The 22,761-nt window shown below is 48.1% G+C and carries 14 protein-coding genes; 9 read left to right on the top strand and 5 right to left on the bottom strand.

Annotated elements, in window-relative coordinates:
• Window positions 1-36 precede the first annotated feature (36 nt).
• The 4 genes from K4A83_RS03075 (at window position 37) to K4A83_RS03060 (ending at window position 7,939) form a co-directional block, all read left to right on the top strand.
• Complete coding sequence (locus K4A83_RS03075) at window positions 37-5,508, top strand: CHAT domain-containing protein (RefSeq protein WP_265262928.1); 5,472 nt, start codon at window positions 37-39, stop codon at window positions 5,506-5,508.
• 63 nt (window positions 5,509-5,571) lie between these two features.
• Window positions 5,572-6,039 (top strand): SRPBCC family protein, encoded by a 468-nt coding sequence (locus K4A83_RS03070; RefSeq protein WP_265262927.1) that lies wholly within the window; start codon window positions 5,572-5,574, stop codon window positions 6,037-6,039.
• Between the two features lie 130 nt (window positions 6,040-6,169).
• Window positions 6,170-7,597, top strand: coding sequence for a tetratricopeptide repeat protein (locus K4A83_RS03065; RefSeq protein WP_265262925.1), 1,428 nt, complete (start codon window positions 6,170-6,172; stop codon window positions 7,595-7,597).
• Between the two features lie 15 nt (window positions 7,598-7,612).
• Window positions 7,613-7,939 (top strand): hypothetical protein, encoded by a 327-nt coding sequence (locus tag K4A83_RS03060; RefSeq protein ID WP_265262923.1) that lies wholly within the window; start codon window positions 7,613-7,615, stop codon window positions 7,937-7,939.
• Between the two features lie 148 nt (window positions 7,940-8,087).
• Here K4A83_RS03060 and K4A83_RS03055 read toward each other — a convergent pair whose 3' ends face one another.
• The gene (locus tag K4A83_RS03055; protein WP_265262922.1) at window positions 8,088-13,409 is read right to left on the bottom strand and encodes an AAA family ATPase; all 5,322 of its coding nucleotides are present in this window, start codon (window positions 13,407-13,409) and stop codon (window positions 8,088-8,090) included.
• Between the two features lie 371 nt (window positions 13,410-13,780).
• On the opposite strand from K4A83_RS03055, the gene puuE reads away from it, so the two are divergent.
• Entirely contained in the window at window positions 13,781-14,707 is a 927-nt protein-coding gene (gene puuE, locus K4A83_RS03050; RefSeq protein ID WP_265262921.1) for an allantoinase PuuE, read from the top strand.
• Window positions 14,708-14,732: 25 nt separating this feature from the next.
• Here puuE and K4A83_RS03045 read toward each other — a convergent pair whose 3' ends face one another.
• Window positions 14,733-15,710 carry a threo-3-hydroxy-L-aspartate ammonia-lyase gene (locus tag K4A83_RS03045; RefSeq protein ID WP_265262920.1) on the bottom strand — a complete coding sequence of 326 codons (978 nt, stop codon included), beginning with the start codon at window positions 15,708-15,710 and terminating at the stop codon, window positions 14,733-14,735.
• Between the two features lie 124 nt (window positions 15,711-15,834).
• Here K4A83_RS03045 and cobW point away from each other — a divergent pair, with 124 nt between their 5' ends.
• Window positions 15,835-16,872, top strand: a complete 1,038-nt coding sequence (gene cobW / locus K4A83_RS03040) for a cobalamin biosynthesis protein CobW (protein WP_265262919.1) — start codon at window positions 15,835-15,837, stop codon at window positions 16,870-16,872.
• Between the two features lie 231 nt (window positions 16,873-17,103).
• On the opposite strand, the gene guaA is transcribed toward cobW, so the two are convergent.
• Entirely contained in the window at window positions 17,104-18,723 is a 1,620-nt protein-coding gene (guaA, locus tag K4A83_RS03035) for a glutamine-hydrolyzing GMP synthase (protein WP_407809798.1), read from the bottom strand.
• A gap of 252 nt (window positions 18,724-18,975) precedes the next feature.
• Window positions 18,976-20,070, bottom strand: a complete 1,095-nt coding sequence (gene cbiD, locus K4A83_RS03030) for a cobalt-precorrin-5B (C(1))-methyltransferase CbiD (protein WP_265262918.1) — start codon at window positions 20,068-20,070, stop codon at window positions 18,976-18,978.
• A gap of 128 nt (window positions 20,071-20,198) precedes the next feature.
• Here cbiD and K4A83_RS03025 point away from each other — a divergent pair, with 128 nt between their 5' ends.
• From K4A83_RS03025 to K4A83_RS03015, 3 genes are all read left to right on the top strand, one after another.
• Entirely contained in the window at window positions 20,199-21,323 is a 1,125-nt protein-coding gene (locus K4A83_RS03025) for an ATP-dependent 6-phosphofructokinase (RefSeq protein ID WP_265262917.1), read from the top strand.
• Window positions 21,324-21,386: 63 nt separating this feature from the next.
• Complete coding sequence (locus K4A83_RS03020; protein ID WP_265262916.1) at window positions 21,387-21,872, top strand: acyl-CoA thioesterase; 486 nt, start codon at window positions 21,387-21,389, stop codon at window positions 21,870-21,872.
• Window positions 21,869-22,087, top strand: a complete 219-nt coding sequence (locus K4A83_RS03015) for a PIN domain-containing protein (protein ID WP_265262915.1) — start codon at window positions 21,869-21,871, stop codon at window positions 22,085-22,087. The genes K4A83_RS03020 and K4A83_RS03015 overlap by 4 nt, the downstream gene beginning before the upstream one ends.
• A 72-nt stretch (window positions 22,088-22,159) precedes the next feature.
• On the opposite strand, the gene K4A83_RS03010 is transcribed toward K4A83_RS03015, so the two are convergent.
• The gene (locus tag K4A83_RS03010; protein ID WP_265262913.1) at window positions 22,160-22,321 is read right to left on the bottom strand and encodes a hypothetical protein; all 162 of its coding nucleotides are present in this window, start codon (window positions 22,319-22,321) and stop codon (window positions 22,160-22,162) included.
• Between the last annotated feature and the right edge of the window lie 440 nt (window positions 22,322-22,761).

Genomic DNA, 22,761 nt, shown 5'->3' with positions numbered 1-22,761 from the left:
ACTGAGTGGTTTTTATAACTCACGGGATGGTAAGAGATGAGTAAGGTTGTGGGACAAGTTCAATCAATCTGGAGTCGAGTGAGTGCGTTGGTTTGCCCTTCTGCCAAAATTGCTGGCTACACCTTGGGAACAGTTCTAGTCTCCCACGCTGCACCCCTTGCCGCCCAAACCATCATCCCCGCCAACGATGGCACCGGGACGATTATTCTGGAAAATGGCGATCGCATTGACATCACCGGAGGCAGCTTATCCAGCGACGGGGCCAACCTCTTCCACAGTTTGCAACAATTCGGACTCAACCCCGGGCAAATTGCTAACTTTCTCTCTAACCCCCAAATTGACAACATCCTCGGTCGCATTGTGGGGGGAGATCCTTCCTATATTAACGGCTTAATCCAAGTCAGTGGGGGTAACTCCAACCTCTACCTTATGAATCCAGCCGGGATTATTTTCGGCCCCCATGCTCAACTCAACGTTCCCGCCGACTTTTTCGCCACAACCGCCACCGGGATAGGATTTGGGGAGAATCAATGGTTCAACGCTTGGGGCGATAATGACTATCAAACCCTCATCGGCACCCCCTCCCAGTTTGCCTTTGACTTGTCCTCCTCGGGAGGGATTATCAACGCCGGCCATTTAAGCGTCACCCCCGGCCACAATTTAGGCCTCTTAGCCGGAACCGTGATTAGTACAGGAGAGCTAAACGCCCCCACAGGCAATTTAATTATCGCCTCAGTCCCCCAAAGTAGTCGCATTCGTTTGTCCCTTCCCGGACACCTCCTCAGCCTCGAAATAGAAGCCCCTCGGGACACCCAAGGGCAAATTATTCCCTTTTCCCCCTTAGACTTGCCCAGTCTCCTCACAGGGGCCCCTGAGACAGGTTTAAGCACCACTCCCACCGGAGAAGTCACCCCCCGGCACAGTAACACCCCCCTCAGCACAGGGGATGTCTTGGTGCAGCAAAGTCAGGCCGGAAACACCCTGATTTCTGCCCAGAGAAACTTAGCCTTAATCCAGAGCCAACTGTACAGTTTAGGGGATCTGTCCTTATTAGCAGGCGATCGCATTTTAATCCAAGATAGTCCCAGCACCCCCTTCATTGCCCAAGCCGGTGGCAATTTATTAGTTCAAGGCAACCAACAAATTAACATTTCTGCCCTCAACCATCCCCACAGTGGACTCTGGGCAGGGCAAGATTTAACCCTACGTTCCAGCAGCACCGTCAACGGCGACGCTCACTATTTTACCGGAGGAGATTTCCGCATTGAACAACTCGATGGCACTATAGGCGATCTCGCCAGTCCCGACGATCCCATTATTTTCGCCCAAGGTAACGTTTCCATCGGTAACTATACCGGAGCCTCCCTACATATTTTAGCTGGGGGTAGTGTCACCACCGGAGATATTAACATCACCGGAGTAGATACTACTGACCAATCAATTAATCCCAATAATTGGAATCCCTTTAATGGAGTAGATACCATTGCCAATTTAGCCAATGTTTTTTTAAGTAATGGCATAGCTTTAGAAATAGACGGATCTTGGTACCCTACCCTAGACATTCGTGCAGGGATTAACTGGAATCAATTTGGGGGTGGCGCACCGGGCAACGGGGGAACAGCCAACGCTCCAACTGCCACCCATTCCGGCCTAACTTCTGGCGCGATTACGACTGGTAATATTCGAGTTTCTGCCCCCAATGGAGTCGTTTTACTGACGAATCAATACGAACCTAATCATAGTTTAGCGGGCAATATTAACACGGGTTCAATTAATACCTCAATCATGGTAAATAATCAGGATGGGGGAGCGGTTTATATTGACTCTAAAAATGGTATTAATATCAACGGCTCAATTTATACTTATAGTTATAGTTCCTCTGGGTCTATGGGAGATGGTGGGGATGTTTTGCTCAACGCCGTCAATAATATTACTATTACCGGAGGTGGGGCATGGGGGGCTTTTGATGTCTCTAGTTATCATGGCAAAGGCGGAGATATTCAGATATCCAGTTTATCGGGATCAGTCAATGTCAATGATGGGATTAATAGTTATTCTGTCAATGGCGATGGCGGAAATTTATCCATTCAAGCTCGTTCCACTATTAGCACAGGTAATATTGTAGTAAATTCTCGTCAATCTGGCGATGGAGGAACGGTTAATTTAAGCAATTTTCAAGGGTCAATTTATACGGGACATATTAACACATCATCCCAGAATGGAGATGGGGGAAATGTGAGTATTACTCCCTTTTATAACATTGTAACGGGAAATATTAATACTCGTTCTGAATATGGATATCAAGCCGGAAATATTGACTTAGATAGTTATTATGGCTTTATTGAAGTGGGGGATTTAACGGCCTCGTCTAACTGGGGAGATGGGGGTAATATTAACGCTTGGACTTATTTTGGTTGGATTAATACTGGAAATATCGATACCCATTCAATTTGGGGCTTTTGGGGTGGTGGAAATGTGAATTTATACACGGGATATTATGATATCACAACGGGGAATATTAACACCCGTTCAGAATATGGCTATCAAGCCGGAAATATTAATTTAACTGCTTGGATAGGGGAGATTAAAACCGGAAACTTAACGGCTTCTGCTTGGGAGGGAGATGGGGGAAATATTAGCCTAGATTCACTACAGTTAATTGTTACTGGAAATCTCACGACAGAATCTACCTATGGCAATCAGGCAGGACAGATTACATTAAATAGTGATGGGGCTTCAATTTATACGGGAAATATCAATACATCGGCCTGGTGGGGAGATGGGGGAAATGTGAGTATTACTCCCTTTTATAATATTGTAACGGGAAATATTAATACTCGTTCTGAATATGGATATCAAGCCGGAAATATTCACTTAGATAGTTATTATGGCTTTATTCAAGTGGGAGATTTAACGGCCTCATCTAACTGGGGAGATGGGGGTAATATTAACGCTTGGACTTATTTTGGTTGGATTAATACTGGAAATATCGATACCCATTCCACTTGGGGCTGGTGGGGTGGAGGAGATGTCAATTTCTACACCGGATCTGGTAATGTTACTACGGGAAATATTAACACCTCTACCCAAGGAGGGTACTATGGGGGGGATCTTAATTTAAGAACCTCATCTGGTGATATAAAAACAGGTCATCTCAATTCATCAGCGTTTGATGGTGATGGGGGCAATATTAACCTAGATGCACAGGAATTAATTGTGACGGGAAATATTACCACAGAATCCACCTATGGCAATCAATCCGGTGAGGTGAGATTAAATAGTAATTGGGCTTCGATTTATACGGGAAATATCAATACATCGGCCTGGTGGGGAGATGGGGGAAATGTAAGTATCACTCCCTTTTATAACATTGTAACGGGAAATATTAATACCCGTTCTGAATATGGATATCAAGCCGGAAATATTGACTTAGATAGTTATTATGGCTTCATTGAAGTGGGGGATTTAACCGCCTCGTCTAACTGGGGAGATGGGGGTAATATTAACGCTTGGACTTATTTTGGTGATCTTAAAACCGGAAATATTGATACCCGTTCCACTTGGGGTTTCTGGGGCGGTGGGACTGTTAATTTCTACACCGGATACGGTAATGTTACCACGAGTAATATTAACACCTCTACCCAAGGGGGTTACTATGGCGGTGATATTCGTTTAACTAGCTTGCAAGGGGGAATTAAAACCGGGCAGTTAAACACCTCTGCTCAAGAGTATTGGGGGGGAGATATTAGCCTAAGAGCGACGGACAATATTCAAGCCCAAAGTCTCAATACTCAAGGGAGAATGGGGGGCGGTGATGTTACTATCAATACTCCTCGATTTTTCCGGGTGACAGGAGCATTTGAAACGGCTTCTGGTTTGTTAGCAAGTATTGCAACGGGAGGGGGATTCTATGGCGGTCAGATTAGAATTGCTCATGGTGGGGAAGGTGTAGTTCCCTTTAAAATTGGGGATGGGAGTGTCAATGGGACAATGGGGGCAATCACGACGGGAGAGGTGACAATTGTTCCGAATCGCTCATTTTTCTTTACCTACGAAAATAATAATTTAAAAATCATTTCAGTCCCCGGAGTTGAACCCAATTCTGAGCCGGAGACTGAGGTTCAAGTGGCGACGAATCCTTCTCCTGAAGCCATTAAGTCTACGAAAAAAATGGTAGAAAGTCAGACAGAAGAGGCTGAGGTTAAGCCGAAACAAGAAGTGCGCTTAAATGAGGGGGGGCATCAAGAATCTATCAGTGTAGATAGTGAAGCGTTAGAAGCGTTAGAGGGGGAATTTTCTAATAGTTTTACGTCTTATTTAGGGCTGGAAAATGCGCCTAGTTTAACGTTACAGGAAACCCAAGCAAGATTACGGGAAACGGAACGGTTAACGGGGGTAAAAACGGCTTTAGTCTATGGCTTTTTTAAACCGGAAGGGGCAGCAGAGGAAGACGTGGCGTTATGGGAATACCCGCGTAAGGCTGGGAATCGTTTTCTGGGTCAAGGCGATCGCGCTCAACCCAACGATCATCTAGAATTAATCATCGTCACCTCCAACGGCGGCATGAAACGCTGGCGACTCGAAGAAGCCACCCGCGAACAAGTCTTAGCCCTCGCCGAAGACTATCGGGCCCGCGTCACCAATCCCCGCCGCACCAGTTACCTCAAACCCGCCCAAGACCTCTACAATGTCCTAATAGCCCCCTTAGAAGAAGCCCTAGAAACCGAGGGCATTAGCAACCTTTCCTTTATTCTGGATGCTGGATTGCGATCGCTCCCCCTCGCCGCCCTACACGACGGAGAACAGTTCCTGATCGAAAAATATAATATCGGCTTCATGCCCAGTTTTAGCCTCACCGACGGGCGTTATAACGACCTCAGAGCGCAAAAAGTGCTAGCCATGGGTGCCTCATCCTTCCTCAATGATCAAGCTACCCCCTTACCTGCCGTTCCCAAAGAACTTTCTCGCATTACCCAAGACACTAAACAGGGTATTGCCTTCCTCAACGAACAATTTACCCTCTCCTCCTTCCAACAAGCACGGGCTGACAATCCCCACCCCATCCTACACCTTGCCACTCACGGCGAATTCCAACCGGGGGACTTCAGCAACTCCTACATTCAATTTTGGGACCAAAGACTCCCCCTCAATCGCCTGCGGGAACTCAACTTAAACAATCCCCCCGTTGATTTATTAGTGCTGAGTGCCTGTCGTACCGCCTTGGGGAGCCCAGAAGCCGAATTAGGTTTTGCTGGATTTGCGATCGCATCCGGAGTCAAATCTGCCCTCGGCAGTCTCTGGTACGTCAGCGATGATGGCACCCTCGCCCTCATGTCCTCCTTCTACCATCACCTCACCACCGCCCCCGTCAAAGCAGAAGCCCTCCGACAAGCCCAAATCGCCATGATACGCCAAGACTTCAGCGCCAGTCCCGACACCCCCCCCGAGCAAGACTTCTCCCATCCCTACTACTGGAGTGCCTTCACCCTCGTTGGCAGTCCTTGGTAAACCCAAGAAAGGCAAGCCATACAGTAGAATAAAAAAGAAAATTCGCTTCCCCTGCTTCCCCTTATGGCTGATTGGTTAGAACATAGCGTTCAAGTTGAAGTAAACGCGCCCATGGACTTAGTATGGAGTCTCTGGTCCGATTTAGAACAAATGCCACGCTGGATGAAATGGATTAAATCCGTCGCCGTCCTCCAAGACAATCCCGACTTATCCCGTTGGCAACTCGAAGCAGGCAACCTAGAATTTAGTTGGTTATCCCGCATCTTAAAAGTCGTCCCCCATCAAATCATTCAATGGGAATCCGTAGACGGTCTCCCCAATCGTGGCGCAGTACGTTTTTATGACCGTCATGATAGTAGTATTGTCCGCCTCACCGTTGCCTACGCCATCCCCGGTTTTTTAGGTCAGTTAATGGATAACTTATTCTTAGGTCGAGTCGTTGAATCCACCATTCAAGCCGACTTAGACCGCTTCCGAGAATATATCCTAAACCTACAACAAAACAACCAACCCAATTCATCAGGTTCGTAGTTGCGCTTCCGCGCCCTAGTTTCAGGGCTAAAGCCCAACAACCAACCCAGTTTGTAGCCCCCATAACCATCCGGAAAAACACCCCTAACCCTTGTAGATTAAAACAATCAGGTTAGGGGTTAAAAATACAGTGTCTCTTGCACAAGCCATCCACCACTACCAACAGGCAATCCTTGAGATTAACGCTAATTTATTAACTCAAGTTCTGCACAAAGAAAACGTCGCCAAAGTCCTAACAGCGCGGGATGCCGTGCAACAACAACTAGACCTAAAAGATCATAGTAAAGTTTCCGGTTCCCTCCTGATTACCCTAGAAATTTTAGACCATCAACTGCAAGACATTTTCCGAGAACTTCGTAAACCCGATCATAACCTAGATGAACTCGACGAATGGTTTGATCAATGGCGAGCTATCTTAAAACCCACCCCCAGTTATTGGTGGTGGTTTCAAGCCCCCTCCGACTCTCAAAACGGAATTTTACGCCTGCTTTCCATTATTTGCCTAACAGGTTCTTCCGCCATTTGGTTAAGCTTAATTCCCAGAATTCTAGTCAGTGGAACAGGCTTAATCGGTATTATGACCATCTTAATTAATAGTTTACTTCCCCTAGGAAATGCAGGCATTTTAGCCAAAAATTTAGGACAAGAAAAAATTGAGCGTCTCCTCCGGGGATTTCGCCTACAAAACCGTTTACAGTCCTTCCATACCCTCTTTTCCCCAGAACATAAACTCGGTCCCCCAAAACCCTTTTCTGACCGAGATCGGTTTTCCTTTTCCCTGCTAACCCTTCTTTGTTCCATCCTCTTTGTAGAGTTAGGTTCAGCCCATTTAGCACATTTTTATTTCCGACAAGCTAGCGAAGCCTACGATAAAAAACAATTGAAAATTGCTTTAGAAAAATACGAACTATCCTTGAGACTCAATCCAGATAACCCCAAAATTTATCTACAATTAGGCAATATCAACCATGAATTAGTTGAACTAGATACCGCCATAAGAAATTATAAAATTGCCGTACAATCTCCCGATTGTTCCGCAACAGCCGCCGCATCTCTTGCCAGTATTTACTTAGCCCAAAAAGATTATAGTCAAGCCGATAATTGGCTATGGAAATCCGTTGAAGATGCCAGAAAAGCCAGCCAAGCGGGTGAAAGTTATATCATTACCGATCAGCAGTTTAAGAACCTAGAACAACTGCTAACCATTCATCTGAACTTAGAACAAAATTCTCAAGCCTTACGCTGGATTAATTTGGGTTTAGGAGGGGTACGAAATCACCCAGAAAAAGAATATGTTCTTTTAACAAGTTTAGGCAAAATTCAACTCAAATCTCAAGCTAATTCTGAAGCTAAATTTCAGCTACAGAAAGCCATTGATTTAAAACCTCAAAAAGCATTAGCTTACTGTTTAATGGCAGAAGCTTTAGCGGTTGAAGGCTTAAATGGAGAGGCTATAGTAGCTTGGGAACAATGTAATGCTAATGCCGATCAAACTAATCCAGAAGAGTATCAATATCAAATCAAAGCACGTTCCTATCTAGCGGAGGATCTAGAGTAATCTAGACAACAAACTATGCTGAAACCATTCACCCTTTGCCTTTACCTCATTTCGGTGTTAATTCCTCTGTTGATTAACAATATTCAAACGGCTGTTATGGCTGAGAATCGTCTTAAAATTGCTGAGTTAATCGTAGCAGAAGGTTTAGTAGAACGGAAACAAGCGGGGGAGTCTCAATATAAAACTGTGCAGGTGACAGTAGACCTTTTTCATGGTGATTTATTGCGCGTGAGACGGGGAGGAAGGGCAATTATTCGTTGTACTTCTAATGGTACGACTTGGTTAATTCCTGATGATAATATCCCCAGAGGTGTGGCGAATACTTGCACTCCCCCTTCCTGATGTCCTGAATCCTGTCTCCCTTATTTAGGGTCTGCTGAATAAGCCCAACGCTAGACTCAATAAGGGAATAGGCAATAGGGAATAATTCTGAATTCCCCGACTCCTGCAAATCCCCGGATTCCCGACTCCCGGACTTTTTCAGCAAGCCCTAAGTGGGATCTTGCTCCCGACGCTTAACCACTAACAGAGTGATATCGTCAAACACCTTATGGGACGCAATAAAAGTCTCTAAATCGTCGATGACGGCTTGATGAATGGCCGATGCGTCTTTGTCCCAGTGGCGGCGGATGACATCACAGAAACGGTCTAAACCGTAAAATTCTCCGGCTTGATTTTCGGCTTCGGGGATGCCATCGGTGTAGAGGACAATTCCATCCCCCGGTTCTAAGACTAGGGAAATTTGTGAGACAAAGGAGCTAATATCATCTACTAAACCAATGGTCATTCCTAAGTTCATTGTATCAATGGCTTCTAAGTGACCATTGGCGCGCACGACTAAGACTAATTCATGTTGACCGCTAATACTTAATAACCCTTCTCTATAGTTGAGAACGGCTAAACTCAAGGTGCGGTCAACTCCCATGCGTTGCACATTTTTGTAAATGGTGGCGTTAACGGTGTTGAGGAAACGGATGGGGTTTTGCTCGCCTAATTCGCGTAGGGTGCGGACAATGGTTTGTGCCATCAACATGACTAAACCACTTTCTAAACCATGTCCGGTGACATCTCCAATGCTGATGGTGATGACATCTTCTTCTACTAGGACATCATAATAATCTCCTCCTACTTCATCGGCCGGGGCCATATAGCCTGCAATTTCTAGGGGTGTAATGGCTTGTAATTCTTCGGGTTTGGGTAAAATCATCTGCTGTACCCGTCGGGCTACGTCTAATTCTGCACCCATGCGCAGGTTTTCCGCCCTTAATCGTTCGTTAAGTTGGCTAATTTCGGCATTGGCGGCGGCGAGTTGGGCGGTGCGTTGGGTGACTTTATCTTCTAGATTGTGATAGAGTTGAGCATTTTCTAAGGAAATGGCGGCTTGGGCGGTGAGGAGGTTTAACATCTCAAGGCGGCGGGGGGTGAATACTTCGGCGGTCAAGTTGTTTTCTAGATAGAGGATGCCGATGAGGCGGCCTTGGTTGAGGATGGGCGTACAGAAGAGGCTTTTGGGGTGATGTTGGTTGAAATACAGATCCCCGATGAATTGATTATCCTGTTCACAGTGATTGAGGAGAATGGGGCGGGCGGTTCGTTTGACCCAATGAATCAGGGTTTGGGGTAGGATTTGCACTTGGTCTAGGGTGAGGTGAATGAGGGAACAACTGTTGTGTTGGCAGTGGGCGACGACTTCCCATTGTCCCAAGGTGTTGAGGACTAAGACTCCCTGATCGGCTCCGGCATTTTCGAGGACAATGTGCATGAGTTTCCCGAGGAGGGCATCAAGTTCGATTTCTTCGGAGAGGGCTTGGGAGGCTTTGAGGGCGGAACCGAGGTCAAAGAGGGTGGTGGTGGTGGTGAGGGTGCCGAAACTCTGGGTAGAAACTCGGGGATTGGTGGCGGTGACGGTGAGATCGGGTTTTTCGAGGATGGGGGTGAGGAGATGGGAGTAATTTTGTTCGAGTTGGTGGATTTTGGCTTGAGCGCCCCAGTGGGCATAACAGTAGTAGGCTTTTTGAAGGTAGGCGCTGGCGATGATGTCTTTGCCCCAGTCGAGGTAAAAGTAGGCGGCGCATTCGTAAGCTAGGGCTTGTTCGTGGAGATATTGATGTTCTTTGGCTTGGGCGATCGCCTGATCATACAAATTCATGGCCTGTTCCCGTTGCCCCAAGACTTTCGCCTGTTCTGCGGCGATGAGATTTACTTTATGTTGGAAGTTCTGGGGGGCGTGGGTGACCCACTGGCTCAGTTGGGCGTAATCTTGCTCAATTTGGGCGAAGGATTGGGGTTTTTGGTCAGTCTCTAGGCGGGGGTAGAGGGCTAACTGGGCGAGGGCGCGATAAAAGGGAATTTGGGTGATGGGCAATAGCCCCCCGCCTGCGAGTTGGTATTGACTGGCGGTGGCGGCATGGTTGAGGGTGGCTTGATAATCTTGGAAAATGTAGGCGAGGATGGTTTTGGCGGTCCAGAAGAAGAACAGGGCGCTGAAGGCGTTGGCGGCTTGGAGGGCGGGGATTTGTTGGGATTCCTGGAATTTTTGACCTTCGAGTTGGGTGGGATTTTCCCCTGGGCTGATTAGGTTGTCTACAAATTGCCCCCACAATTGGGCAATACTATGTTGAATGGTTTGGTGGAGGCTGCCTGTGAGTTCGATATAGTATTCTTGTTTCTGTTGGATGATGGGAAGGAACTCGCCCATGAGACAAAGGTTGTCACAGTAGTTAATGGCGGAATAGCAGGCAAATTCGAGATCCCCGTTTTCTAAGCCTGTGAGGACGTTTTGGGCGAGGGCTTCGACGCGATCGCGCACTAATTCTTTCCAGTTCCGAATGAAGGCGTAGAACAGTTGATTGACTTTACAGGTCAGTTCTACATCTTGATATTGATCGAGGGTATGGAGGGCTAATTCTCCGAACCGATAGCCTAACTCAAGATCCGTCAGGGTGGCACAGAGGAACATCCCATAGAGGGCGTAGGCAAAGGCCCCGAGGCTTGAGTTGCCGTGGGTGATGGAGAGGTTGAGCAGGGTTAAGATAACTTGGGGCAGAAGGGCGGGATTGGCAATGAAGGCGGGGGCCCAAAGTTTACTTAAAATGCGTAGGGCGGCGAGAATCCGAGGATTGGTTAAGGGGGGGAGATGGTAGAGGGTTGCAACTTGAATCTGGGGTAGGGGGGCATCATGGAGGGGAATTTCTAGCCGATTTAACACCTCTAGCCCCACATTTAGAGCCTCTTGACATTGATTTTGGGCGACGTAACACTGAATGCGAATTTCGTAGACTTTAACCGTATCCAATACCGATTGTCCCTCCCTTAGAACGATCTGAATTTGTTCATCGGCCGTCAGGAAGTCGCCGTTTAAGTAGCTCACCTCGGCCAGTAAGCTATGTAAGGGGAACAGGAGATCATAGTGGTCTTGCCAAGGGTGGGAGGAGGAGCGCCTAAGGAGGACAATGGCTTGGTGGAGATAATTGGCCGCCGCACTGTAGGCCGCCGAAGCTCTCGCTTTCTCAGCTGCCCGCAGGTTTAACTGGACGACTTCTTCCCGTTCTGGCTGACTTTCCAGCAGGGATTCCCCCATATTCAACTGGTTAACAATTTGAAAGAGATTCTCTTCTCCTTGGGAGGTGTTTTGGAGCAGTAGACGACCGATGGTTAAATGGGTGATTTCCTTGTCTCTCGGGGGAATTAAACTATAGGCCGCCTGTTGTACCCGATCATGTAAAAAGCGATAAGTCACGGTTTGTCCGGCCAAGGGATCGGATTCTGGCTGATCTTCCCCTTGGGGAACATAGGCCAAGAATTTGTAGGTTTCGTTCTCGGGTACAATAAACCCCTCTTGCAAGGCTTCCCAGAGGCTGGTCGCGACGGTTTCTCTGTCCTGTTTGTGAACTACAGCCAAGGTATTTAAATCAAACTGATTGCCAATACAGGCGGCGAGTTTCAGGATGTCTTGGGTGGATGGGGGTAATTTGCGTAAACGTTCTACCAAAAAGCCTACTATATCGTCGGTGATGGCTAAACCGCGTACTGCGGTTAAATCACATTCCCAGTGTCCTGACTCCAGATTAAAGGTGATTAAACCGTCCTCATAGAGGCTTTTTAGGAATTGGGTGGCAAAGAAGGGATTGCCTTGGGTCTTTTGGTAGAGTAATTGGGAGAGGGGGGTGGCCAATTCCCAGGAGCAGCGTAAGGTATCGGCCACCAGATGGTTAATGTCCTCGGGGGTGAGGGGGGTGAGGGTGAGGGGGCTTAAATTGGCTCCTTGTTGGGCAATTTCCCCGAGGGTAAGCAGGAGGGGATGGGTCGGATGGACTTCATTATCTCGATAGGAGGCTAAGATTAATAAGTACCCTCCTTCTGCTTCGGTCATTAGGAGTTTCAACAGGTTTAAGGAGGCGGCATCGGCCCACTGGAGATCGTCCAGGAAGATGACGAGGGGATGCTGGGGTGTGGTGAAGACTTGAACAAAGTTCTTGAACAGGAGATTAAAGCGGTTTTGGGCGGCATTGCCGGAAAGTTCGGCTATGGCAGGCTGAGGGCCGATAATTTGTTCTAATTCTGGGATGACTTCAATTATGACTTGGGCGCTGTCTCCTAGGGCCATGAGGATTTTATTTTTCCAGTTGGCTAATTGAAGGTCTGGTTCTCCTAGGAGTTGTCCGATTAAGTCCTGGAAGGCTTGGACAAAGGCTGATAAGGGAATATTGCGATTAAATTGGTCAAATTTGCCTTTGATAAAATAGCCCCGTTGTTTAACGATGGGTTTGTGAACTTCGTTGATGACGGCGGTTTTCCCAATGCCGGAAAATCCGGCTACGAGAACCATTTCTGCTTGTTTATGCTCTTGATGGGGGTCAGCAACACGCTGGAAAATGTCTAAGAGGGTTTGTACTTGGTCTTCTCGTCCATAAAGGGTTTCTGGGATTGAAAAGCGATCGCACTGATCTCGTTCTCCCAGAGTAAAGGGTTCTATTTTCCCGGTGGTTTCTAACTGCTCTAAACAACGTTCGAGGTCGTATCGTAATCCCCAAGCGCTCTGATAGCGGTTTTCGGCATTTTTGGCCATTAGTTTTAAGACAATGGCCTGTAAGATGGTCGGAATTTTCTCGCCGTTGGTGTCTTCGGGAAAGCGCACCCCTTGGGCAATATGACAATGGACTAATTCCATTGCATCGTCACTTTTAAAAGGTAATTCTCCGGTTAACAGTTCAAAAAATGTCACCCCCAAGGAGTAAAAATCGGTGCGGTAATCAATGCCTCGGTTCATGCGTCCGGTTTGTTCGGGGGAAATATAAGCTAGGGTGCCTTCGAGAACATTGGGGTTTATGATGTGGTGGTGTTCCTTGGGCAGTATGCTGGAAATGCTGAAATCAATCAGTTTAATCTCCCCGGTTTCCGGGTGTATGAGAATATTGGCGGGTTTAATATCTTTGTGGATGATATGCTGTTGAATCAAGTACCCGAGGGCTTCGGTGAGTTGGATGGCGAGGGCGAGAAAGGCCTCTAGGGAACGGGGAGAACGATACCAATAGTCAGATAAGGCGATCGCACCATCATCAGGCATCACTAAAGCATAACTATTCCCCCGAGTTTCCAGCCCCAGAGGTTTAACAATGCGGGGATGTTCCAGTTGGCTGGTAATAGTATATTGATGGCGAAATTGAACTAACTCCTGAAAATCGGGGTGGGGATTGCGCAGAATCTTGATAATAACGGGCTGTTTTTCTGGTTTCCGAATGGCACGATATACCAGAGTACGATTCCCAGAATACAGTTGATCCAGTTCTTCATAACCAGCAAGTTGGAGCATAGCAATCTGTGTGAGCCATCCGAAATATTAGAGAATCCGACATCCTCCCCAGCTATCACGGCGTGGGGATTCTCAGTCTGACCATTACATGGCCTCCTGACGGGTAGACAAACAAGCCACTGCCCTAGGCTGGGGTCTAACGTGGTGGGATAGATTCTATGATTCTATACTGATAGCGTGCTTTCATCGCTGTGGGCTAAGTGGTTCTGTGGCATTATACTAACTTAGTTTAATCAATTTCTAGCTGCGGTCGGTGGGGCATCGCTATACTCAAGACTGATCTTGAGAATCAAAAAAAGCCGTCCTAGAAGGCGATGCACTGAGCCTGTCGAAGTGACGGGGTTTTAGACCCATTCTTCTGATAAAGCACTATGACCCATTCTGCCCCCTATCCCCGTGATTTGATTGGCTATGGACGCACCCCCCCCCATGCCCAATGGCCCGGAGATGCCCGGATTGCTGTTCAGTTTGTGATTAACTACGAGGAAGGGGGAGAAAACTGTATCTTACATGGAGATCCAGCATCGGAGGCTTTTTTATCGGAGTCCATCGGAGCGGCTCCTTTATTAGGGGTGCGCAATATGAACATGGAATCCATGTTTGAATATGGCAGCAGAGCAGGGTTTTGGCGACTCTATCGCCTGTTTACCGGGCGGGGTGTACCTGTCACCGTTTATGGGGTAGCAATGGCGTTAGAGCGCAATCCTGAAGCTGTTGCGGCCATGTTAGAGGCGGATTGGGAAATTGCTTCTCATGGCTACCGTTGGATTGAGTATCAGTATTTTGGGGAAGAACAGGAACGAGAACATATTCATCATGCGATCGCCATTCACACCAAAATGACCGGAAACCGCCCTCTGGGCTGGTATACAGGGCGCATCAGTCCCAACACTCGCCGCCTCGTGGTCGAAGCGGGGGGGTTTCTCTACGACTCAGATAGTTATGCCGATGATCTCCCCTATTGGGTTTTAGACTATGGCAAACCCCATCTGGTTATCCCCTACACCCTCGATAACAATGATATGCGCTTCGCCAGTTATCAAGGCTTTAACAGTGGAGATCAGTTTTTCACTTACCTACGAGATGCCTTTGATACCCTATATGAAGAGGGGGCAACCCAGCCCAAAATGATGAGCATTGGGCTACACTGTCGTTTAGTCGGACGACCGGGACGCACGGCCGCCCTAACTCGGTTTTTGGACTATATTCAACAACGGGAGCGAGTTTGGCTCTGTCGTCGGCTGGACATTGCTCATCATTGGCATCAGGTCCATTATCCTGCGTCCCCTAGTGAATAGCCCATAAATAGGGTGGACGAATCGATTAACAACGCAAAACCTGATCAAGCTCCACATTGCCTCCCGTGATAACCACCCCTACCTTAGAACCGACCGGAGGAGTAAACTTACCCTGTAATAATGCCGTTGCGGCTAAGGCCCCTGTCGGCTCAATGATGACCTTTAAGCGCTCCCAAAGGTAAAACATCGTTGTCACAATGGCCTCGTCCTTGACCGTCACCATATCATCAACGTAGTGCAGAATCAGGGGGAACGTGAGACTCCCTAAACAAGGAGTACGAGCGCCATCAGCAATGGTGTCTGGGTTTTCTACCCGTTGTAAGGTTTTGGTATAAAACGAACGGGTGGCATCATCTCCCGCCCTTGGTTCTACACCAATAATGCGACAATGGGGAGAAAGGGTTTTAGCGGCGATCGCACAACCCGACAACAACCCCCCACCACCACAACAAACCAGCAAATAATCCAAATCCCCCACCTCTTCCAATAATTCCTGAGCCGTCGTCCCTTGTCCAGCAATCACCGGCTCATAATTATAGGGGGGAATCACCATCATTCCTCGTTCCTGAGCAATCCGATGCGCCAGTTCCTCCCGCACCGCTTCCGCCCGATTATACAAAATCACCTCAGCCCCATAGCCTTGGGTCGCCTCAATTTTCACCCGGGGGGCATCTTTCGGCATCACAATAGTTGTTTTAATCCCTAACAATCGTCCCGCATGGGCGATCGCCTGAGCATGATTACCGGAAGAGTAAGTAATCACCCCCCCTTGTTTCTGAGACTCCGAGAATTGAGATAACGCATTGTAAGCCCCCCGAAACTTAAAAGACCCCGTTTTCTGGAAATTTTCCGCCTTAAAAAACACCTGACAATCCACCTTTTCATTAATCAGACGAGACGTTAAAACCGGGGTACGGTGGGCAACCCCCCGGAGACGTTCGGCGGCGGCGGTGATATCCTCATAGGTCGGAGACAACTGGATTAAGGGTTTAACTTGGGTCATAGTTTTTGGTTCGATGGTATCTCTTCTCGATTCGTCCTACAGAAAACGGGTTTCTGGGATAATTGTGTCATCCTAACGAGGATTATGGACAAAAACGCTCTATAGATTGGGAGATAACTTAAACATGGCTGCTAAAATTCCCGTCACGGTCATCACTGGGTTTTTAGGGGCAGGGAAAACTACCCTGATCCGTCATCTACTGCAAAATAACCAAGGTCGGAAAATTGCCGTATTAGTCAACGAATTTGGCGAAGTCGGCATTGATGGCGAACTCTTGCGAGATTGCCAGATTTGCGACGAGGGAGAACAACCGACCGATAATATTGTGGAATTGACCAATGGCTGTCTCTGTTGCACAGTACAAGAGGAATTTTACCCCACCATGCAGCAAATTTTAGCCCGGCGCGATCGCCTTGACTCCATCCTGATTGAAACCTCCGGCCTCGCCCTGCCCAAACCCCTCATTCAAGCCTTCCGATGGCAGGAAATTCGCAACTACGCTACCGTTGATGGTGTCGTAACCGTCGTTGATAGTCAAGCCCTTGCTAGTGGGGTCCCCGTCGGCGACTTAGCCGCCCTCGAAGCCCAACGCCAAGCCGATCCCAACCTTGACCATGAAACCCCCCTCGAAGAACTCTTTGAGGATCAACTCGCCTGCGCCGATTTAGTCCTCTTGACCAAAGCCGATCTACTTGATGCACAAGAATTGGAAAAAGTCAAGAGTTGGTTAGAAAAAGAAATCCCCGCCGGATCTAAAATCATCCCCTGTCAGGAAGGCCAAATCAACCCCGACATTCTGCTGGGATTCAATGCTGCCGTTGAAGACCAACTTGACCAGCGCCCCAGCCACCACGACCACGAAGAAGACCATGATCACGACGACGAGATCAACTCAGTCGAGTGGATTACAGACCAAGCCTTTGATCCCAAACGTCTCACCCAACAATTAAAACACCTTGTAGAACAGGAGGAAATTTATCGAATTAAAGGGTTTGTCGTGGTAGAAAACAAACCCATGCGCTTAGTCTTACAAGGTGTAGGGAAATCTATCCAGTCTTTTTATGATCGTCCTTGGCGACCCGAAGAACCCCGCCAAACTCGCCTAGTTTTCATCGGCAAATCCTTAAACCGTGAGGACATTTTAGCCATCCTTGACCGTTAATAGGGAAGGAGAAATACAATCTTGACAAGTTAAGATCCCAAGTTAGAAGTCAAGAGCATCGGGAGTCGGGAGTCGGGAGTCGGGGAGCAGGGGAGCAGGGGAGAGGGGGAGCAGGGAAGAGGGGAATTGATAATTGATAATTGACAATTGATAATTATTACCTATTACCTATTACCTATTACCTATTACCTATTCCCCATTACCTATTCCCCATTACCTATTCCCTATTCCCTATTCCCACTCAATGGTTCCGGGGGGTTTGGAGGTAATATCATAAACCACGCGATTAACCCCCTTAACCTCGTTTACAATGCGGTTAGAAATGGCCTCTAAGAGGTCGTAGGGCGCACGGGACCAGTCGGCAGTCATACCATCTTCACTAGAGACACAACGCACTACTACCGGATGGGCATAGGTTCGTTGATCTCCCATCACCCCAACACTGTGAATCGGTAACAAGACTGCGAAAGCTTGCCAGAAGTCATTATACATATCCCACTTGCGGATCTCATCCCGCACCACAAAATCCGCGTCGCGCAAAATATTTAACCGTTCGGCTGTCACTTCGCCAATAATGCGAATGGCTAAACCTGGGCCCGGGAAGGGGTGACGACGGACAATTTCTGGGGGTAAACCAATGGTACGGGCGAGTTGGCGCACTTCATCTTTAAACAGTTTGCGCAGGGGTTCAACTAGCTTAAATTGTAGGTCTTCGGGCAAACCTCCAACGTTGTGATGGCTTTTGATTTTCACGGCCACTCGTTCCCCGGTTTGGGGGTCTACGTTGGTGTCGGCAGACTCAATCACATCGGGGTAGAGGGTGCCTTGAGCGAGATAGTCAAAGGGACCTAAGCGCCGGGATTCTTCCTCAAAGACGCGGATAAATTCGTGACCAATGCGACGGCGTTTTTCTTCGGGGTCTAAGACTCCTACCAGTTTTTCTAAGAAGCGATCGCGGGCGCTGACATATTCAACCTTAATATGAAATCGTTCGTTAAAGATTTCCATTAAGCGTTCCGGTTCCCCTTTCCGCATAAACCCCTGGTCGATGAACATACAGGTGAGTTGGTCGCCAATGGCGCGATGAAGAAGAAACGCTAAAGTAGAAGAGTCCACGCCCCCAGAAAGGGCGAGGAGAACTCGTTTATCCCCAACTTTGGCGCGGATTTCCCGGATGGATTCTTCTAAAAAGGCCTCGGTGGTCCAGGTGGGTTCGCAGTCGCAGATATGATAAACAAAGTTCCGAATCAGGGCGATGCCATCGACGGAGTGGACAACTTCGGGATGGAATTGGACTCCGTAGAGTTGCCGTTCATGGTGGGCGATCGCAGCGCAGGGGGTATTATCGGTATGAGCCAGAACCTGAAAGCCCTCTGGTAAGCTGGTGCAAGAGTCCCCATGACTCATCCACATAGTGGAACCATCTTCAACGTTAGTTAGCAAGTCTGTGGGGTCGTCAATAAAGAGGGAGGCTTTGCCATATTCGGCTTGTTTCGCCCGTTCAACACTGCCCCCCAGTTGTTTAACCATTAACTGCATTCCGTAACATACCCCTAAAACGGGAATGCCTAAGTCCCAGATTTGGCTATCACATTGGGGAGCATAGGGATCGTACACCGAACTGGGACCGCCGGATAAAATAATCCCCCGGGGACTGAGTTGGCGTAACTGTTCGGCCGTGGTGCGGTAGGAAAGCACTTCAGAATAAACTTGAGTTTCCCGAATCCGTCGGGCAATGAGTTCTGAATATTGGGAGCCAAAATCCAGAATGACAATCATCTGGCGATTGAGTTTTTCTGGGGCAGACTCTGAGGGCAAAGTCTCGGTCGGATTAGGGGTCATGGATTTCATTTGAGTCGTTATTCGATCTGATGTTTAGCAACAAGATTGAGAGGGTAAAATTGCACCCTGAGTTTTGTCGTTCAGGATGAGTCAAGTTGAAAGCGAAGCGGGCAACCCTTACAGAGTTACCAGACTCTCAGATACAAACTTATTAATCAAAACAGTTAAAACAGTTGCTATTACCCGCAACGGTGGGGAAATGAGCCAATTAAATAAGAATTTAAATTTCGGGGAAATAAAAAATGGGCGATTCAACGAATTCTAGCACAATTCCGATAAAAGCGTTGTGCCGTAAGAACTTCTGATAATTACAGTGCGATCGCGCCGAAAGAGCAAACAGCCTACGCGCAAGGGGTTTTCACTGTGTTGCCGGACATAGTGTTCTGAACGTTGATCAATGGCTTCAGCTAGGTGTTCATACACCCCTTGAGCTTGTCCCCGTTGTTGTAACCCTTGTAGGGCTTGTTCGGCCGTCTCACAGTTTAGGACGGCCTGCAAATCGGTCAGGGGTAAACCCGCTTTAACCCCAAACGCGGTGAGAATTTCTAATCGTCCATCGGCTAAATGGTGGTGGGTGTGGAAAATTCCCCCAGCGAGTTTTAAGAGTTTGCCATGGTAGCCAAAGAGTAAAACCGACTCAACCCCGGCCTCGGCTGCTGTCACCAGAAGAGCGCCCAACCAATTGGCTGTTTTAACGAGGCGATCGCTTTCTATCCCCATTTTCCGCGCCAAGTCTAGCCCATTCTCCCCCACACAAAACACCAACGTCTTGAACTGTTGGGCTTTTTGGCGCAACTGAGTTTGATAGTCCGCCAACTGTTCAGGAGAAGTGAGCGGTTGACTAATCCCCGTCGTTCCCAACAACGATAAACCCTCCACCACCCCAAAAGCCGCATTAGAAGTCCGTTCAGCCAATTTCCGCCCCTCCGGTAAAATCACCTGAACGGTAATCGCCCAATCTGGGGCTAACTCCCGTTGTAGATTCTCCCGTAACAGTTGCTCCCCGTAGCGATAAATAGCCGCCCGCCCCTCCTGTTGGCTAATTCTGCCCACACCTTCTCCCCCGGCGAGGGTAATAGCATCCTCATCCCCCTCTCGCCGTCGTCGTTCCACTAACGCCCAAACAGGGGTATGACGGGTTAAATCCAAATTATCCCCCGGATCACTGCGGGTAATGGCCAGGGCGCGATTTTCCCCCAAGGGTGCAACTTGTTCGACCTCAATCGTCACCCGTTGAGGGGGAGTGATCAGATCAATTTCGACCGATGCAAGGGCGTTTGACTCCTGAAGGCAGCGTAACGCCGCCACAGCCGAAGCACAAGCGAAAACAGGAAGGGTATAGCCGGAGCGAGTCATTAGATTCAGTCAACAGTAAATAGTAATTACTTTAAGGCAAATCTAAAATCAAACCCCGCAAAATTAAAAACTCCCCGAGAAAGACCCGACAATGATCCCTGTGCTTCTAGTTCTTAGAGGAACAAATCATGGGAGAAAAAAAACGGATCGGAGTCTTGACAAGTGGCGGCGACTGTGCTGGATTAAACGCCACCATTCGCGCTATAGTCAATCGCGCCGTCGTCACTTATGGGTGGGAAGTCGTTGGGATTAAAGGTGCCACCAATGGCCTAATGACTACACCCCCCGAATATATAGACCTACACCTGAGCAAAGTAGAATCCCTGCTCACTAAGGGCGGAACTCTACTCGGCACCACCAACAAAGGAGAGAAACGGCTTGAAGAATGCTTGGATCTCATCGTAGAAAACTACCACCGTTTGGGTCTTCATGCCCTCATCGGTATTGGCGGAGATGGAAGTTTAGCCATTTTGCACCGCATCGCCAAATACGGCAATATTAACTTTGTGGGGATTCCCAAAACCATCGATAATGATGTGTATTTAACGGAATATGCCATTGGGTATCAAACCGCCGTTAACGTGGCCACAGAAGCCTTAGATCGTCTCCATTCTACCGCCGAGAGTCATGAGCGGATTATGATCTTAGAGGTCATGGGACGGGATGCCGGACATATTGCCCTGAATGCGGGCATTGCCGGAGGGGCGCATATTATTCTGATCCCCGAAATTCCCTACAATATCGAGAATGTTTGCCGGAAAATTGCTGAACGGAAACAACACGGGTTTAATCATACCGTGATGATTGTTTCCGAAGCCGTTTATACTCGTAATGGCACTTGTCGCGTGGGTAAAATTGGGCAGTTCTTCGCAGATATGATTACGGAACTCACCGGAATTGATACCCGAGTAACGGTTTTAGGTCATGTGCAACGGGGTGGGATGCCCAGTCCGGCCGACCGAATTTTAGCCTCTTCCTTTGGGGTGGCCGCTGTGGATTTAATCGCTCAAGAAAATTACAACAAGATTGTCGCTTGGCAAAACCATCAAGTGGTACCGGTTCCCATTGAAGAAGCGACAGGCAAGATTCGCATTGTGGATCCCCATGATACCTTAGTGAAAACAGCAGTGGGTCTAGGGATTTATATTGGTGAACATGAAGGGTCCTTAGAAATCTCTCACAATGGTTCGGGACACCCTGCCCAAATGTTTCCCCTCGCAGACAGCAAGATTCTGAATGCCTCTATAGGATAAGATGCAAAGAGGAGGGGGATAGAATCTCCTCTCCTCTAAGCTTGTTGTGAAAATAGGGAATCGATGGGTCAAGAACAGCCACAATTACCACCGACAAGGGCGATCGCACCAGATAACGCCCTGCGCGCCAAAACCGAGGGCTGGTTTGAGTATTTGGTTAAAGCCCAACCTCACCATACCGACTATGGGGGGGTAGTATGGCACGGAGCCTATTTAACCTGGCTTGAAGAAGCCCGGGTGGAATGTTTGCGTTCCATTGGTATTGATTTTGCCGAATTGGTCAAGGTGGGGTGTGATTTACCGGTTGTGGATTTGTCTGTGCGGTACCATCGCGCTCTCCGTTTAGGACAGTCGGCCGTGATTAAAACCCGAATGTTAGAGATGACGGGGGTTAGAATCGATTGGGATTATCAAATGGTCGGCCTAGACCCTCAAGTATTATTACTCACGGCGAAAGTTACATTAGTGGCGGTAGACCGAGACAAGGGGAAAATTATGCGCCGACTCCCTCCAACGGTTAAGGATGCGTTGGTGCAGTTATCAAGGTGATCCAAGCAAACATGGTCATCTTGCCCTACTGTGATGCTGCCGCCGGATGGTTTGCGGCTGAACGGGCTAGGCTCACGACTTTGGGCCGAATGCCTTCATACCCGGATGGGCAGATCGCGGCGATCGCTCAGGTTAATCATTTGATTCTAGTGACTCGGAATGTTTCAGACTTTGTGGACTTTGAAGGACTGACGATTGAGAACTGGTTTGTTTAGTTGATTGGCGAGGGGTAACAGGAGATCTCGCCTAAATTCATCAAGGCGCGATCGATCATCTTCTAGTCAAGTTTAAGAACCTTGAACCCAGCCTGTACCTTTGCCGGTAGGACATTGAGGTTCTCGTTTGCCACCGGGGACAGAAATCCGTCCTTTTCCATGACACTTAGGACACTTTTTTTCGGATTTTTCTTTTTCTGGTTTTCCTTTGTCGTAAGGGTATTGTTCTGACATCGTGGTTTCTCCTTGAGTAATGAGCGATCACACATTGGGGTACTGGAGTAATGCGATCGCTCCCACAACCGCTTCTCCAGTGCGATCGCCTCTAGGGGATAAGGGGGAATCGCACAGTATTTCGGAACGCGAATAGCTTCTCTTAAAGAAATCTCTAAACGATATAGCGTTTTCGGTACTCATGAAGTCTAGCCCTCACCCCAAACCCTTCTCCCAAAGAGGGCAAGGGGCTTTAGACTGTACCTCATCGATTGAGAAACCGCTCTAGACTAGCCAATCAGTGTTTTTCTAACTCGTTCTAGTTGTTTTTGACCAGAAGTGTTGAATCGGTACTTATGAACTAGGTAAAAATGGACATAGTAACCCTGTCAAGAGGTAAATTTAACCAGGTGGGACTAGCTCTTTAAACCAGTGTACATAGCTAATTTTTTGGCACATAA

It is taken from the genome of Spirulina subsalsa FACHB-351, assembly GCF_026130165.1.
Classification (GTDB): domain Bacteria; phylum Cyanobacteriota; class Cyanobacteriia; order Cyanobacteriales; family Spirulinaceae; genus Spirulina_A; species Spirulina_A subsalsa_A.
This window is presented reverse-complemented; position numbering and strand designations above follow the sequence as displayed.

Bases quoted from the DNA above. Each gene is read 5' to 3' on its own strand.
- K4A83_RS03075 (WP_265262928.1), top strand. From the start codon at position 37: ATGAGTAAGGTTGTGGGACAAGTTCAATCAATCTGGAGTCGAGTGAGT.
- K4A83_RS03070 (WP_265262927.1), top strand. From the start codon at position 5,572: ATGGCTGATTGGTTAGAACATAGCGTTCAAGTTGAAGTAAACGCGCCC.
- K4A83_RS03060 (WP_265262923.1), top strand. From the start codon at position 7,613: ATGCTGAAACCATTCACCCTTTGCCTTTACCTCATTTCGGTGTTAATT.
- K4A83_RS03055 (WP_265262922.1), bottom strand. From the start codon at position 13,409: ATGCTCCAACTTGCTGGTTATGAAGAACTGGATCAACTGTATTCTGGG.
- puuE (WP_265262921.1), top strand. From the start codon at position 13,781: ATGACCCATTCTGCCCCCTATCCCCGTGATTTGATTGGCTATGGACGC.
- K4A83_RS03045 (WP_265262920.1), bottom strand. From the start codon at position 15,710: ATGACCCAAGTTAAACCCTTAATCCAGTTGTCTCCGACCTATGAGGAT.
- cobW (WP_265262919.1), top strand. From the start codon at position 15,835: ATGGCTGCTAAAATTCCCGTCACGGTCATCACTGGGTTTTTAGGGGCA.
- guaA (WP_407809798.1), bottom strand. From the start codon at position 18,723: ATGAAATCCATGACCCCTAATCCGACCGAGACTTTGCCCTCAGAGTCT.
- cbiD (WP_265262918.1), bottom strand. From the start codon at position 20,070: ATGACTCGCTCCGGCTATACCCTTCCTGTTTTCGCTTGTGCTTCGGCT.
- K4A83_RS03025 (WP_265262917.1), top strand. From the start codon at position 20,199: ATGGGAGAAAAAAAACGGATCGGAGTCTTGACAAGTGGCGGCGACTGT.
- K4A83_RS03020 (WP_265262916.1), top strand. From the start codon at position 21,387: ATGGGTCAAGAACAGCCACAATTACCACCGACAAGGGCGATCGCACCA.
- K4A83_RS03010 (WP_265262913.1), bottom strand. From the start codon at position 22,321: ATGTCAGAACAATACCCTTACGACAAAGGAAAACCAGAAAAAGAAAAA.